The organism is Paenibacillus sp. G2S3 (genome assembly GCF_030123105.1).
Taxonomy (GTDB): domain Bacteria; phylum Bacillota; class Bacilli; order Paenibacillales; family Paenibacillaceae; genus Paenibacillus_AQ.
Genome location: NZ_CP126095.1, coordinates 4,676,991 through 4,691,437, shown reverse-complemented (window position 1 = coordinate 4,691,437; position 14,447 = coordinate 4,676,991). Strand labels below are relative to the sequence as shown.

Genomic DNA, 14,447 nt, shown 5'->3' with positions numbered 1-14,447 from the left:
ATCCTTTGTAAAGCTATTGGGAGGACAGAACCATGAGCGAACAATCGAAGAAGGATAGTGTCTTGGACCCGATTGAAGAAGCGATTTATGATTTAATGCGCGGCAAAGTCATCATCGTGGTGGATGATGAGGATCGTGAGAATGAAGGGGATTTTATAGCGCTTGCCGAACGGGCTACACCAGAAGTTATCAATTTTATGATCACTGAGGGACGTGGCTTGGTCTGCATGCCAATTACCGCAGAGCGTGCAGAAGAACTTGAACTACAGGCCATGGTCAGCCACAACACAGATAATCATGGCACAGCCTTTACTGTATCCGTTGACCATATAGATACAACTACAGGTATATCAGCAGGAGAAAGATCCTTGACTGTTAAAGCTATGATTGATCCTAAAGCCAAGCCATCTGACTTCCGTAGACCTGGCCATATGTTCCCGCTGATTGCGAAAAAAGGCGGTGTACTGCGCCGTTCCGGACATACTGAGGCTGCTGTTGATTTAGCCCGTATGTGTGGCGCATATCCCGCTAGTGTGATTTGTGAAATCATCAAGGAAGATGGCTCGATGGCCCGGTTGCCTGATCTGGTTGAGATTGCTAAGAAGCATGATCTTAAGTTGATCAGCATCAAAGATCTCATTCACTATCGGAACGAGAAGGAACAGCTCGTCAATCGCGAGGTGTCCGTGCGTCTGCCTACCGATTTCGGTGATTTTCAGACCATTGCCTATACGAATGAAGTGGATGATAAAGAGCATGTAGCATTGGTGAAGGGTGATATTTCCGGTGATGAGCCAGTGTTAGTACGTGTACATTCCGAATGCTTAACCGGTGACGTATTCCACTCCCATCGCTGCGACTGCGGCCCACAATTTGAAGCGGCGCTGCGTCAGATCGAAGCTGCTGGTAGAGGCGTGTTGCTCTATATGCGCCAAGAAGGTAGAGGTATTGGTCTTATCAATAAGCTTAAAGCCTACAAGCTTCAAGAAGAAGGACTCGATACCGTAGATGCCAATCTAAAGCTTGGTTTTCCAGCAGATTTGCGTGATTACGGGATCGGTGCACAGATTCTGAAGGATCTAGGTATAAGTCAGATTCGTCTCCTAACGAACAATCCTCGAAAGATCAAGGGGTTGGAAGGTTATGGACTTGAAGTTGTTGAGCGCGTACCAATACAAATGCCTGAAAATAAGGATAATACCAATTATCTCCATACAAAGCAGGCTAAGCTTGGACATTTGCTTTCTTTTGACGACATTGAACAAAATGAGGATTCGAAAGTATAATCACACACAATAAAAAACGAAGGGTAGATGAATGATATGCCGAAATATTTAGAAGGACATTTAGTTTCCGAGGGGTTAAAATACGGGGTTGTAGTAGGACGTTTTAATGAATTTATTACTAGTAAGCTTTTATCCGGTGCGCTTGATGCATTTAAACGCCATGGTGTTGGTGATGATGAAGTGGATGTTGCTTGGGTTCCAGGCGTGTTTGAAATTCCGTTGATCGCTCAAAAAATGGCGGAAAGCGGTAAATACGATGCTGTAATCACTTTAGGAACTGTTATCCGTGGGTCTACAACGCACTATGATTATGTATGTAATGAAGTCGCTAAAGGGGTAGCTGCGATCAATCTTAAAACCGGTGTACCGACGATTTTTGGGGTAGTTACTACTGAGAATATTGAACAAGCCATTGAACGTTCAGGAACCAAAGCAGGGAATAAAGGCTGGGATGCTGCAACTGCTGCGATTGAAATGGCGAATCTTAACAAACTGTTTAAGTAAGACAGCTATTGACGAATCAGTCGAATTCGTGCTTATTTATAGTATAAGAAGAAAGCATGGATTATAGAGCCCTTTCTACTTGTGTAGCGTCCATTAGGGCGCTGCACTTTACTTTTTTAGGCGGGAGGATGCTTCGTGACTGTATTGTACAAGCTGGAAACGTTTGAAGGTCCGCTGGATCTGCTTTTGCATTTAATCGATAAGGCGGAAATCGACATCCAGGACATTCCGGTCGCCGAGATCACCGAACAGTATATGGAATACCTGCGAAGTATGCAGGAGCTTGAACTGGATATTACGAGTGAATTTCTCGTGATGGCCGCAACCCTATTATCTATAAAGAGCAAGCTATTGCTGCCCAAACCACCGGTCATTGAGATCGATGATTTTGAATATTACGAAGAAGATGAATTTGATCCACGAGCTGAACTTGTTCAGCGACTGATTGAGTATCGTAAATTCAAGAGTATTGCTGTTCATTTAATGGATATGGAGAGCGAGCGGAGCTTGATTTTTACGAAGGAACCAGAGGATCTGGGTCCATTCGTGCCTGAAGAGATTGACCAAACGCTAAAAGGACTACATACTTCCGACCTTATAGCTGCTTTCCGAAAAGCGCTAAGTAAGGCGGCAAGAAGGTCTTCTTACCAGCGGATCACCCGGGACGAAATATCGGTAAAAGATCGTATACGTGATGTATCGGATGCGCTGCAGCGCAGGGGAAAGGGAGGAAGGCTCCACTTCTCAGCACTGCTTCACGATGAAATGGCGCGACACGAAATCGTAGTTACTTTTCTTGCGATTCTGGAACTAATGAAAATGAAGGCGATTTTTTGCTATCAAGAGAAATTGTTTGAGGACATCGTAATGGAGTGGAGAGGAGGAGAACACTTCAATGGATTACAAAACGCTGAAATCGATTATTGAGGGCCTGTTGTTTCTATCAGGTGATGAAGGGATCTCCGTACGGCAAGTCGCCGAGATTACGGAGCAGCGACCAGAGCTTGCGGCTGGAGCTTTAGAAGAACTGAAAGAGGATTATGTAACACAGGAACGGGGATTGCAGGTAGTGCAAATCGCCGGGAATTATCGGCTAGCTACCTTGCCTGAGCACGCCCATTATTTTGAGCGCTTAGCCTACTCCCCTTCCAGATCAACCTTGTCTCAGGCCGCATTAGAGACATTGGCGATCGTGGCCTATCGTCAACCGATTACACGGGTGGAGATCGAAGAGATACGAGGCGTGAAATCCGAACGTGCAATTCATACGCTGAATAACAAGGATTTGATCCATGAGGTCGGTCGTGCGGAGGCTGTAGGGCGCCCAATCTTGTATGGGACAACTAAGTCATTCTTGGAGAGCTTTGGTCTCGCTAGTCTGAATGAGCTGCCTGAACCATCAAACTTCGAATCCACTGATAATTTGGAAGAGGAGACACAGCTACTATTCAATAAGCTGGATACTCAAATGACATTCGAGGATATAGAACAGCCTTAGTTTTTTTGTTATACCGCAATTATTTATATTGCTGGGACTGCCCATAAACCATACACATGGTTTATGGGCAGTCCCTATTTTTTTGTAGAGCCACATTTTTTAACCAAACCCCGAATTTTTTCCAGCTTAAATTGCCATACTAAACCAAAGGTTCCCATAATTAAGGTTTCTTGGAGGTAAATACGTGACGTTATGGCTTGGAATTCCCCTCGGATTGCTGGTACTGGCAATGATTCTGGTTCTGTCTTCATCTATCGATTTCCGCATCCGGTGCTATAAACATGGCAAAAATGATCTGCTCGAGTTAGATGTTAAGACTCTTTTTGGTCTGATCAAACTCCACTATGAACTGCCCCGATTGGTCTTTAAGGGATTGGAGCAAGGTGTGCTCGGGAAGTTTAAAGAGACGGGTACGGCGACAACAGGTGTTGATACTGTAAAGGAAGAGAAATTCGATAAAGAAAGATTTGAGCACTGGCGGGACAATGTACAGATAGCAGTGAAATCCACACGTGGATTGAAGAAATGGTTCAAGGAAACCGTATCTCATGTCAAAATATCAAAGCTTGACTGGTCCACGGACTTCTCACTAGGTGATGCAGCAGACACTGCCATAGCATCTGGAGCCGTCTGGGGATTGAAATGGAGCATGGTTGGATTTATTTCGCAGTGGGTCAAATTGAAACACAATCCACGAGTGTTTGTGAAGCCTGTTTTTCAGGATGAGCATTGTTTTTCAATGGAGTTCGTATGTGAGGGTAAGTTGTCCGTTTCCTATACCATATACGCAACATTCCAGCTTCTTCTGCGTGTCTTAAGAGAGACGGGGGGAATCAGTAAGTGGAGAAAATTACTAAAAAGGATGCGAAGTGAGCCTCGTGGGCAAAGTTTAGAATGAAAGTTACATACAAATGTGTGGATGTGGGGATGCTAAGCGCTGTAGAAGCAAGAGTAATCGTACTCAATCAAAGGAGGAAACAATATGAGCGACCATCCTATTCAGGGCCTAATGCAAACAGCGATGGAAAATATCAAGGGTATGGTAGATGTTAATACGATTGTTGGAGATCCAGTACAAACACCTGACGGTAGTATTATTCTGCCGATTAGTAAAGTGGCCTTTGGATTTGCTGCAGGGGGTAGTGATTATCGAGTAGAGGATTCTATAAGCGGATCAAACTCCCAAGGCGGTGTCAAAATGCTTCCTTTTGGTGGCGGTAGTGGGGGTGGCGTCTCCATCAGACCGATCGCTTTTCTAGTGGTTGGTAAGGATGGGGTGAACATTGTACCACTCGACAATCAAACGCATTTGTTCGAGAAAATCATCGATGCCACACCAGGGCTCATCGACAAAATCCAGACCATGTTCCAAAGCAGTAGCTCCTCAAGTCAAGCTGGGGCAACACCTACTGCTCAAGCCTCATCGGCACCTGCTAAACCCGATCCAAGTACATCTCAAGCTTCAACACATTAGGTACACATAATCCTACAAATAGCCTCGGGGATATCGCCTTACATCAGGCGGTGTCCCTTTTTGTGTGGAGAGGACATACCCTAAGGCTGGTCCGCATACACTTGTACAACATAAGTATGAAATGAGTGACTTTACTTAAGAACCGATAAGAATCCGGAGGATAAATATGAAGACAATAACCCGTAAATTTCCAATCGCCTTATTACTGAGCATTTTGCTGCTGTTTCTGACACCGCTGAGTTTGATCCATGCGGAGAACAGCTCCATATCTACGCATGCAAGGGCAGCGGCGCTGATTGATGTGGAATCCGGGCGTATTTTGTATAGCAGTCGAGGTGATGAGCCTATGCTTATTGCCAGCCTGACTAAAATAATGACCGCCCTCGTCGCTATTGAGAATGGCGATTTAGCGTCCAAAGTCAAAGTTGGTAAAAATGCCTTCGCCAAAGAAGGCTCCTCTATTTATTTACAACAAGGTGAAGAGATGACGCTGGAAAATATGCTGTATGGCCTAATGCTGCGCTCAGGGAATGATGCAGCAACAGCGATCGCGGAACATATCGGCGGATCTGAAGAAGGATTTGTATACCTTATGAACAATAAGGCTGAAGAGCTGGGACTTAAGAATACTCATTTTGCTAATCCGCATGGTCTAGATGCTGAAGGCCATTATTCGAGTGCTAACGACTTAGCTGTACTGACGGCTTATGCGCTTCATAATCCTGTATTTAAGCAAATTGTGAAGACGCAGGAGAAAACTGCGGACAATCCAAATGAGAAATGGGATTACAAGTGGAGAAACAAGAATAAAATGCTGTACCTATACGAGGGCGCGGACGGTGTGAAGACAGGGTATACCAAAAAAGCACTACGCTGCCTTGTCAGCTCGGCGACCAGAAACGGTCAGCAGCTTGTTGCAGTGACCATCAATGATGGCGATGACTGGAATGATCATGCGTCACTGCTGAACTTTGGGTTTAATCATTATCCGCTAAAAACATTGATCGAACGTGGGGACCCTGTGAGCGGTTATGACTTCGTGACAGCCAAAAAATTTGCCTATCCTCTCGGACAAGGCGAGCAGGATAGAGTAACCACCAAACTTGTCTTAAATCAAATTCCTGCGGCGCCAGCCAAAGCTGTAAGATCAAACTTTGGACTGCAAGGGGTGCTCGTTCTAGATCTAGGTGGCAAGGAGATAGGCCGGGTTCCAGTGTATACACGAGAGTCCATACCCCCTGAGGAGTCCGCTTATACTAAAAAATATAGTACAACGCAAGCACACTCTTATCCTGCTGATAATTGGTTTCAGGCCATAGGAAGTGCATTGAAGGCATTGTTTAAATTGGGGGAAAGTTCAAAGTAAACAGATAGGCTGAATAATGAAGAGGGAGGCGTATCCATGATTAACGGGATCTGGCTAGGAATGATCATCATCGGTTTTCTGTTCGCCGCCGTTAACGGCAGAATGGATGAATTTACAGCCGCCGTATTCGACGGAGCCAAGAGTGGGGTTACAGTAAGTTTTGGTTTAATAAGTGTGCTTGTATTCTGGCTTGGAATCATGCGGATCGCAGAGGATGCTGGTTTGCTTAAAAAAATAGCCAAGATACTTGGTCCAATCGTATCTTTTCTCTTTCCAGATGTACCGAAGGGTCATCCTGCGATCGGTTATATCCTCTCCAACATGAGTGCTAATTTGCTTGGACTCGGCAATGCGGCTACACCTATGGGTATCAAAGCGATGCAGGAGCTGCAGAAGCTCAACCCGGATAAAGAAACAGCCACGCCAGCCATGTGTACCTTGCTAGCACTTAACACAGCAAGCATTACGCTGATACCTGCGACACTAATTGCCATCCGATTGAATTACAATTCGGCAGACCCTGCGGGAATAGTAGGCACAACCCTCGCCGCTACTGCTGTAGCGACCCTTGCGGCGATTATGGCTGACCGATTTTTCCGAAGGATGACATTGCTGCGCAAACCTCCAAAGCCGCCGGCAGCAAAGTCTGGTTCTGCCTCGTTGGCAAAGACGTCGCTGCCTAATTCTTCATTGAAAGGGTGAGCATGACTTGTACCAGTTAATCAGTCTCCTATCGGCATGGGCGATTCCGGTCATGATTACGTTCATCCCGCTCTATGCTTTTACGCGCAAAGTCCCGGTGTATGAGTCATTTGTTGAAGGGGCGAAGGATGGATTTGGTACGGCAATCGCGATTATTCCTCATCTTGTGGGAATGCTTGTTGCAATCAGCGTCTTTCGTGCATCGGGCGCACTTGACTTCCTAATGGGATTCATATCGCCTGCCCTGCGAGGACTTGGCGTACCTCCAGAAGTACTGCCACTAGGTCTTCTGCGGCCCCTCACAGGGACAGGCTCGCTAGCTTATACGACGGATCTGATTCGCGTGCATGGCCCAGATTCTCTTATCGGTATGATTGCCTCTACTATACAGGGCAGCACGGACACAACACTTTATGTATTAACGGTATATTTTGGAGCCGTAGGTGTACGTAACGGGCGTTATGCACTAAAGGTAGGTCTATTCTCCGATGTTGTTGGCTTTGTAGCCGCGATCGCGGTCTGCCTCCTGCTTTTTGGGTAGGAGGCGTCACCCCCTATTCTTCCTTGACATATGCTATTGCAGCAATGTGGAGGGAGGCAATCCGCTATGAACTATAAAGGTTTTATTGTGCATCAGTCTCGCTGTACTTCCATTAATGGCAAAGGCTTTGATTTCTGGGTTGATGTCAACGGAGACATTTATGCGGCGCCGTTGCTGACCGATCCGGAGTATATTCACATTTGCTTGGAAGGCGATTTCAGCAAGGAAGACGGCATTCCTCCATTATCTGGAAGGAAAGGACAGCTATTTGCAACGGGTAAACTCATTTTAGAACTGGTAGAGCGCTACCAAATCTCCCCTTTAATCATCGAACCCCACAATAATTACTGCCCAGGAGCATTTTTTCCATGGAATGAACTTGTGATTTATCCCTCTGATGGTTATCATTAATCTGAGGTGACTAGTCGAAAATGGAAAGATTACAGAAAATTTTGGCGCAGGCCGGTGTGGCGTCCAGACGTAAGTGTGAAGAAATGATTTTGGCCGGTAAAGTGGAAGTCAACGGGGAACTCGTAACTACGCTTGGCACGAAGGTGGACCCCGCAACAGATATTATTAAAGTCTCCGGTAGACTGATCCGGGGCGAGAACAAAATCTACATTATGTTCAACAAGCCTAAAGGAGTAATTACAAGTGCTTCCGATCCAAAGGGTCGCAAGGTTGTAACAGACTACCTTAAAGGAATTACAGAACGGGTTTACCCTGTAGGCCGTCTGGATTACGATACGGAAGGATTGCTGCTGTTAACGAATGATGGGGATTTCGCTAACTTGCTTACCCATCCTAAGCATCATGTACCTAAGACGTATCATGCTACGGTCAAGGGTATCCCGCATGGTACTGCACTGGACAAGCTGAAGGCCGGGATCAAGCTGGAAGATGGTATGACAGCACCTGCCGAAGTCGAGTACAAAGATATTGATGAAGTGAATAAAGAAGCGGTAATCAGCATTACCATTCACGAGGGACGTAACCGTCAGGTACGACGCATGTTTGATGCAATTTCACACCCCGTTCTCCGTCTGAAGCGGATCTCATTCGGGGATATTATGCTGCAAAATCTTAAACGTGGATCCTACCGTCATTTGACCAAAGATGAAATTAACCATCTGCAGCAAATTGCCAAAGCAGGATTGCTCAAAGAAAGAACTCCACGTAAAGAGTCATAAAGACACACAATATTCACAATTAAACCCCCTAATGCTGTGACGAAATTCGCTATAATGTTCATAGGATGTTCACACCTTACAACATAAGTATGAGTTGCGTCACAGAAGGGGGCTTTACATGTGGGTAAAGCGAGAAAACCAATTCAAATCGTAATTCTGTTTCTAATCGTTCTAGTAGGTGGTTATGCAATTGGTTCCTCTGTATTTGGTGGAAGCGGAAAACCAGAGGAAGGTAGTAAAGCGCCTGCCATTGATTTGCTGGGTCTTGATGGACTTGGGCATACGTTAGACGAGTATAAGGGTAAGGCTATTGTGCTGAATTTTTGGGGCTCATGGTGCACGCCTTGTGTAAAAGAAATGCCGGCTCTCCAAGCACAATGGGAGAAATGGAAGGACAAAGATGTTGTCGTTATCGGAATTAACGTAGGTGAAGATCAGATGACTGTCGAGAATTTTGTGAAGCAAGTCGACATTGATTTTCCGATTTTGATGGACACGGGACGAGAAGCTGTGCGAAGTTATGGTATTTCTCCACTCCCAACTACTTTTTTTATTAATGCAAAGGGTAAAATTGACAGCATTCATATTGGCCAGCTTGATTTAGATTCACTAGATGATCAAATTGGGAAGCTGGTGAATTGATGAGTGAACGCGAGGCTTTTATAACCAATACCAAATGTGAATGTGGACACCAGAACCCTGTGGGCACTGTTCTATGTGAAGCATGCGGAAAGCCGCTTGGCAAAGAATCGGACTGGGGCGAGAATCTGGAGATGCGTTATGATGGTGTAGCCCGTCGTTCGCAGCGTGTTAATCCAGGCATTATTGATCGAGTTTGGAACTTTTTTTCATCCGTCAAAATAGCGATTTATTTAATCGTTTTGACACTGCTAGGCTCTATGCTGGGAACCATTTTCCCTCAGGAGAGTACTTTCCTTAATATTGATGCATCGAGTTATTATAAGCAGGAGTACGGAACAGCTGGGGACATTTACTATAAGCTTGGACTTTCACATACATACGAATCCTGGTGGTTTGTGACTCTACTCGTAATGATTGGCGCTTCATTAGTCATTTGTAGTTTGGACAGAGTACTTCCGCTATATAAGGCATTAACTAGGCAGAAGATTCGGAAACATCGTCAGTTCTTAACTCGGCAAAAGGCCGTGCTAGTTACTGAAGTGCAAGAAGAACCAGAAGCTTGGGTTACTCGGGTGGTTCAGCCTATGCGTAAAAAGGGCTACCGAGTCAAGACGGATGGAGGAGCTCTGCTAGCAGAGAAACACCGCTTCAGCCGCTGGGGACCTTACGTAATACATATTGGTTTGATTATTTTTTTACTTGCTGTACTGGCAAGAGGATTACCGGGTCTCAACATGGATCAGCATCTTGCTTTCCCACAAGGAGAGATTACACAGATCCCGGATACGACCTACTATTTAAAAAACGAGAAATTCACCGTAGAGTTTTATACAGATGAAGAGATGCCTGAGGAGTTTCGAGGCAAAAAAATCCTTCCAAAATTATTCCAAACTAAAGCAGTGCTGTACAAATGTACCGCGGATTGTGCAGATCCTACTAAGGAACCGCAGCTTACCGAGGTGACAACGCATGATATCCAAGTTAACTCACCTTTGGATTATAAAGGATTGAAAGCGTATCAGTTTGATTATGATTTAACACCTGTACTACGTTCCGTACAGCCTGTACTTAAGAATTCCAGCACAGGGGAGACGTATGGTAAATTCAAGCTGGATATGAAGAATCCGCAGCGTACGATTACAGCGGGACCCTATACGATGACTTTAAAAGAGAAGTATATGGATTTTGGACTAAATGAGGATGGACAGCCAATATCTAAGTCGCCTTATCCGAATGCACCAGCATTCTTATTCTTGATTAAGGGACCGAATTTGCCAGCGGAAGGGCAGCAGTACTTCTATTTTCCTAAGCAGGTAGACAAGTCTCAGTTTCAGCAGGTGGCTATTAACGATAAGCTTGGTGGCAGCAATAGATTTCTTGAGCTTGAAGTAGACAACATGAGCGATGTTGATTTTTCGGAATCGACTACATACTTGAATATACGTATTGATCGTGCAATGCCTTTTGTATGGTTAGGTGCAGCAATCGTGATGCTAGGTTTAGTCCTTGGATTTTACTGGCAGCATAGACGCATCTGGCTTACCGTTGTAAACGGAGAGCTAATACTCGGAGGACATACGAACAAGAATTGGTTCGGTTTCCGTCGTGAGATCGTTTCTATTTTAGAAAAAGTAGATATGGTAGTCGATGAAAAATCAATAGATAATGGAGGAGGCCTTACATGAGCTTGCTCGATATCAGCAGTGCTGTCTTTATTGCCGCATTCTTATTATACAGCGGGTCGTTTATGTTATTCACTATCGCTATCATGGGTCGCAAGTGGTCGGGCCGCAAGCCAGAGGAACATACTGCTCGATGGGGTAAAATAGCTTTTATTGTTTCGTCTATAGGTCTTATCTTTCATCTTATTTATTTCTTTACACGTTGGTTTGGTGCAGGACATATTCCAGTCAGCAATATGTATGAGTTCATGACTTTCTTATCCATGATGGTTATGGTAGCCTTTACAGTGATGTACGCGATCTATCGCAAAGTTATTCTCGGTCTGTTTGCAGTTCCGATTAGCATTATTGTGATGGCATACGCTGCTGTCTTTCCGCAGGAGGTTCAGCCGTTAATTCCATCCCTGCAATCGAACTATCTCAAGATTCACGTAACACTGGCAGCACTAGGTGAATCCTTTTTTGCAGTTGGATTTGCGGCAGGGCTAATGTATCTGCTGCGGACTGTGAATTTTGCCAGTAAAGAGAAGGCGGATCGTAAGCAACAGAGACTGATTGAATTTACTCTCTTTTCAATCATTGTTATAATTGGGTTTCTGGGTTCAGTTTTTGCTTTCCGTGGTGCAGGTTATGAGACTGTTTTTGTTCGTCCCAACGTTACGATTGACAGCGCAGGGCAGGAAAATAGTACAATAGAGAAAGTGAGTTATCGAATGCCGCCAATTGTGGCTCCTCACAATAGCGAAATTGAAAGCTTCCAGTCGTTTCTTGGCATGAAAAAACCTCTCTTTGAAGCTCCTTCATGGATGAATGGTGTGAATGCTGGTCGGAAGTTTAATACTGTAATCTGGTCGATTCTTTCCGGATTACTCCTTTACGGAATTCTTCGCTTGATCGTTCGCAAGCCTCTGGGCGCAGCGATTCACCCTGTTATGGACGGAATTGATGAAGGCGATCTAGATGAAATTACGTATAGGGCGATAGCCATTGGCTTTCCTATTTTCACATTAGGCGCTTTGATCTTTGCAATGATATGGGCGCAAATAGCCTGGGGAAGATTCTGGGGATGGGACCCCAAAGAAGTCTGGGCACTCGTTACTTGGCTCTTCTATAGCGCTTATCTTCATTTACGATTGGCTCGTGGATGGCAAGGGCGAAAATCTGCCTGGCTTGCCGTTCTAGGCTTTTTGGTCGTAATGTTTACCTTAGTTGGCGTTAATCTAGTCATCGCCGGACTTCATTCTTATGCGGGGACGGACTGAGCATAGTTAACCTGCTAACACAGCACAATGGATTTAAGGTTACGTTCTACTGTATTTGATGAAGGGGTTGTTGTGAAATGGCAGATCATTTAAACAGAATTCTGGTAGTGGATGATGAGGAACGCATTCGCCGCCTGCTTAAGATGTATCTTGAAAAAGAAGGCTATGAAATCGACGAAGCTGAAGATGGCGAAATCGCTCTTCGTAAAGCAACGGCTAATGACTACGGTCTAATTTTGCTGGATGTTATGCTGCCTGGCATTGATGGAATGGAAGTGCTGACCCGACTCAGAGGGGTTAAGTCAACACCAGTCTTAATGCTTACAGCTAAAGGCGAAGAGATTAATCGTGTACAGGGCTTTGAGATGGGCGCTGATGATTATGTCGTGAAGCCATTTAGCCCTCGCGAAGTGATTTATCGCGTGAAGGCCATTATGCGCCGTTCTTCGGCAACAGCATTTTTGTCCAAAGAGAGCAACTCCAGTAATAACATCGTATTTACTCATCTTATTATTGAGCATGACGCGCACCGCGTTACTGCTGGCGGCGAAGAAGTGAGTCTGACACCGAAAGAATACGAACTGCTGCATTATTTGGCGATCTCGCCGGATAAAGTGTTCTCACGTGAAGAACTGCTTAAAGATGTTTGGAATTATGAGTTTTTCGGAGATTTGCGTACAGTCGATACCCATGTGAAGCGTCTTCGTGAAAAACTGAATAAGGTATCACCGGAATCCGCTGCGATGATTACAACCGTATGGGGTGTAGGCTACAAACTTGAGGTACCTAAATAAGTGAACTTCTGGAGAAGTCTTGTCGGCAAGCTGTGGGTCACGATCATCTGCCTGGTCGCTGTCGTGCTTATTACACTCGGGTTGTTTTTACTTCCCTATATCGACAGTAACTTTGCCAATTCCGGCGATATCAAACGTTTATTTATGTATACGTGCATGATCGGATTTTCTTTGACGACATTCTTCGCGTTGTTCTTGTTTACCAAGATCACTCAACCGATGCAACGTGTCATCGAGGCTGCAAACAACATTCGACGTGGTGAATACGGAACAAGGCTGACGCTTGTCACAAGCGACGAAATCGGCCAATTGGCGACTTCCTTCAACCATATGGCTGAGGAGTTGGAAGAGAATATTCGCAGTCTGCACCATGAGAAGGGTCATCTATCCAGTGTATTGCGCAGTATGAGCGATGCTGTAATCACCTTTGACATTGAAGGCCAGATTATTCTGACCAATCCACATGGTCAATCGCTGCTTGAGAGCTGGAGCGACTTAGAGTGGGAACAAGAGAGTGACATTGAGCCTCATTCGGAAACGGCGGAGAGTAATGTTCCACCTCCCCTGCGTCCTTTATTTTTGAGCACGTTGAAGCAAGGCGGCGATGAGCGTTCTAATGTACATGTCCGGCAGGGTGTGTGGTCCGTCCATATGGCACCTCTATATTCTGAGGGTAGCATTCGTGGAGTGGTTGCTGTTTTGCGTGATGTGACTGAAGAAGTACGACTCGAAAAAATGCGCCGTGACTTCGTGGCAAACGTCTCTCATGAAATTCGGACACCATTATCGATGATGCAAGGATATAGTGAGGCTTTACTAGATGGCATGGCTTCTTCACCTGAAGAAAGCAGTGAACTGATTCAGGTCATTCATGACGAATCACTCCGTATGGGACGTCTTGTAAAGGATTTGCTCGACCTTGCGCGAATGGAAGCCGGACATACGGATATGTTGAAGGCAGAGGTAGATGTGAACGAACTGTTGGAACGGGTGTACCGTAAATTTTCCGTACGTGCTAAAGAACGTGATATTCATCTGCAGCTAAACAAAGAGAGCGATGTTCTTGTTCTTAAAGCGGCTGATGAAGATAAGCTAGAGCAGGTCTTAACCAATTTGCTCGATAATGCTTTTCGTCATACACAAGGTGGCAAGAAGATCACAGTTCATACAGGAACTTGTGTCCTTGAGGGGCGTCGCTATCTTGAAATTAAGATTCAGGATGAAGGCGTCGGCATTCCACAGGAAGATTTGCCATATATATTTGATCGTTTCTACAAAGCCGATAAGGCACGTGTACGGGGAGAATCAGGTGGAACAGGACTTGGGCTGGCGATTGTTAAAAATATTGTTGAGTCGCATCACGGAACCATTTCAGCTTCCAGTAAGTTGGGCGAAAGTACAACCTTTACCCTAAGACTTCCTGTCGAAAAACAGTAATTCCAAACACAATGTGTGATAGCGCCTCTGACAGCAGAGGTGCTTTTTGTTGAAACGAACACATTAATC

At 45.1% G+C, this 14,447-nt stretch carries 16 protein-coding genes; all 16 read left to right on the top strand.

Annotated elements, in window-relative coordinates:
- Positions 1-32: 32 nt before the first annotated feature.
- The 16 genes from QNH28_RS20660 to QNH28_RS20585 all read left to right on the top strand — a co-directional run bounded on the left by QNH28_RS20660 (position 33) and on the right by QNH28_RS20585 (position 14,378).
- The gene (locus tag QNH28_RS20660; RefSeq protein WP_283908341.1) at positions 33-1,286 is read left to right on the top strand and encodes a bifunctional 3,4-dihydroxy-2-butanone-4-phosphate synthase/GTP cyclohydrolase II; all 1,254 of its coding nucleotides are present in this window, start codon (positions 33-35) and stop codon (positions 1,284-1,286) included.
- Between the two features lie 36 nt (positions 1,287-1,322).
- The gene (gene ribH, locus QNH28_RS20655) at positions 1,323-1,790 is read left to right on the top strand and encodes a 6,7-dimethyl-8-ribityllumazine synthase (RefSeq protein ID WP_036676377.1); all 468 of its coding nucleotides are present in this window, start codon (positions 1,323-1,325) and stop codon (positions 1,788-1,790) included.
- A gap of 135 nt (positions 1,791-1,925) precedes the next feature.
- Positions 1,926-2,717 (top strand): segregation and condensation protein A, encoded by a 792-nt coding sequence (locus tag QNH28_RS20650; protein WP_283908340.1) that lies wholly within the window; start codon positions 1,926-1,928, stop codon positions 2,715-2,717.
- Entirely contained in the window at positions 2,686-3,288 is a 603-nt protein-coding gene (scpB, locus tag QNH28_RS20645) for an SMC-Scp complex subunit ScpB (RefSeq protein WP_042190273.1), read from the top strand. Before QNH28_RS20650 ends, scpB begins: the two co-directional genes overlap by 32 nt.
- Before the next feature lie 184 nt (positions 3,289-3,472).
- Complete coding sequence (locus QNH28_RS20640) at positions 3,473-4,186, top strand: DUF2953 domain-containing protein (RefSeq protein ID WP_283908339.1); 714 nt, start codon at positions 3,473-3,475, stop codon at positions 4,184-4,186.
- 84 nt (positions 4,187-4,270) lie between these two features.
- Positions 4,271-4,762, top strand: coding sequence for a GerW family sporulation protein (gene ytfJ, locus QNH28_RS20635; RefSeq protein WP_283908338.1), 492 nt, complete (start codon positions 4,271-4,273; stop codon positions 4,760-4,762).
- Positions 4,763-4,928: 166 nt separating this feature from the next.
- Positions 4,929-6,128, top strand: a complete 1,200-nt coding sequence (locus QNH28_RS20630) for a D-alanyl-D-alanine carboxypeptidase family protein (RefSeq protein WP_283908337.1) — start codon at positions 4,929-4,931, stop codon at positions 6,126-6,128.
- A 36-nt stretch (positions 6,129-6,164) separates the two neighbouring features.
- A complete protein-coding gene (locus QNH28_RS20625) occupies positions 6,165-6,830 on the top strand; it encodes a nucleoside recognition domain-containing protein (RefSeq protein ID WP_283908336.1) in 666 nt (221 codons plus the stop codon).
- Between the two features lie 52 nt (positions 6,831-6,882).
- Positions 6,883-7,371, top strand: coding sequence for a spore maturation protein (locus tag QNH28_RS20620; RefSeq protein WP_042190265.1), 489 nt, complete (start codon positions 6,883-6,885; stop codon positions 7,369-7,371).
- Positions 7,372-7,437: 66 nt separating this feature from the next.
- Positions 7,438-7,782 (top strand): peptidoglycan recognition protein family protein, encoded by a 345-nt coding sequence (locus QNH28_RS20615; protein WP_283908335.1) that lies wholly within the window; start codon positions 7,438-7,440, stop codon positions 7,780-7,782.
- Positions 7,783-7,802: 20 nt separating this feature from the next.
- Positions 7,803-8,561: a pseudouridine synthase gene (locus QNH28_RS20610; protein WP_234531783.1), complete on the top strand. Its 759-nt coding sequence runs from the start codon at positions 7,803-7,805 to the stop codon at positions 8,559-8,561.
- 120 nt (positions 8,562-8,681) lie between these two features.
- On the top strand, positions 8,682-9,203 hold the full coding sequence (locus tag QNH28_RS20605; RefSeq protein WP_283908334.1) for a redoxin domain-containing protein: 522 nt from the start codon (positions 8,682-8,684) through the stop codon (positions 9,201-9,203).
- On the top strand, positions 9,203-10,888 hold the full coding sequence (gene resB / locus QNH28_RS20600) for a cytochrome c biogenesis protein ResB (protein ID WP_283908333.1): 1,686 nt from the start codon (positions 9,203-9,205) through the stop codon (positions 10,886-10,888). The genes QNH28_RS20605 and resB overlap by 1 nt, the downstream gene beginning before the upstream one ends.
- Complete coding sequence (gene ccsA / locus QNH28_RS20595) at positions 10,885-12,147, top strand: cytochrome c biogenesis protein CcsA (RefSeq protein ID WP_283908332.1); 1,263 nt, start codon at positions 10,885-10,887, stop codon at positions 12,145-12,147. Before resB ends, ccsA begins: the two co-directional genes overlap by 4 nt.
- Before the next feature lie 77 nt (positions 12,148-12,224).
- Positions 12,225-12,941: a response regulator transcription factor gene (locus tag QNH28_RS20590; RefSeq protein ID WP_036676174.1), complete on the top strand. Its 717-nt coding sequence runs from the start codon at positions 12,225-12,227 to the stop codon at positions 12,939-12,941.
- The gene (locus QNH28_RS20585) at positions 12,942-14,378 is read left to right on the top strand and encodes an ATP-binding protein (RefSeq protein WP_283908331.1); all 1,437 of its coding nucleotides are present in this window, start codon (positions 12,942-12,944) and stop codon (positions 14,376-14,378) included. It begins immediately after the preceding gene.
- Positions 14,379-14,447: the final 69 nt, after the last annotated feature.

Bases quoted from the DNA above. Each gene is read 5' to 3' on its own strand.
- QNH28_RS20660 (WP_283908341.1), top strand. From the start codon at position 33: ATGAGCGAACAATCGAAGAAGGATAGTGTCTTGGACCCGATTGAAGAA.
- ribH (WP_036676377.1), top strand. From the start codon at position 1,323: ATGCCGAAATATTTAGAAGGACATTTAGTTTCCGAGGGGTTAAAATAC.
- scpB (WP_042190273.1), top strand. From the start codon at position 2,686: ATGGATTACAAAACGCTGAAATCGATTATTGAGGGCCTGTTGTTTCTA.
- ytfJ (WP_283908338.1), top strand. From the start codon at position 4,271: ATGAGCGACCATCCTATTCAGGGCCTAATGCAAACAGCGATGGAAAAT.
- QNH28_RS20630 (WP_283908337.1), top strand. From the start codon at position 4,929: ATGAAGACAATAACCCGTAAATTTCCAATCGCCTTATTACTGAGCATT.
- QNH28_RS20625 (WP_283908336.1), top strand. From the start codon at position 6,165: ATGATTAACGGGATCTGGCTAGGAATGATCATCATCGGTTTTCTGTTC.
- QNH28_RS20620 (WP_042190265.1), top strand. From the start codon at position 6,883: ATGATTACGTTCATCCCGCTCTATGCTTTTACGCGCAAAGTCCCGGTG.
- QNH28_RS20615 (WP_283908335.1), top strand. From the start codon at position 7,438: ATGAACTATAAAGGTTTTATTGTGCATCAGTCTCGCTGTACTTCCATT.
- QNH28_RS20610 (WP_234531783.1), top strand. From the start codon at position 7,803: ATGGAAAGATTACAGAAAATTTTGGCGCAGGCCGGTGTGGCGTCCAGA.
- resB (WP_283908333.1), top strand. From the start codon at position 9,203: ATGAGTGAACGCGAGGCTTTTATAACCAATACCAAATGTGAATGTGGA.
- ccsA (WP_283908332.1), top strand. From the start codon at position 10,885: ATGAGCTTGCTCGATATCAGCAGTGCTGTCTTTATTGCCGCATTCTTA.
- QNH28_RS20590 (WP_036676174.1), top strand. From the start codon at position 12,225: ATGGCAGATCATTTAAACAGAATTCTGGTAGTGGATGATGAGGAACGC.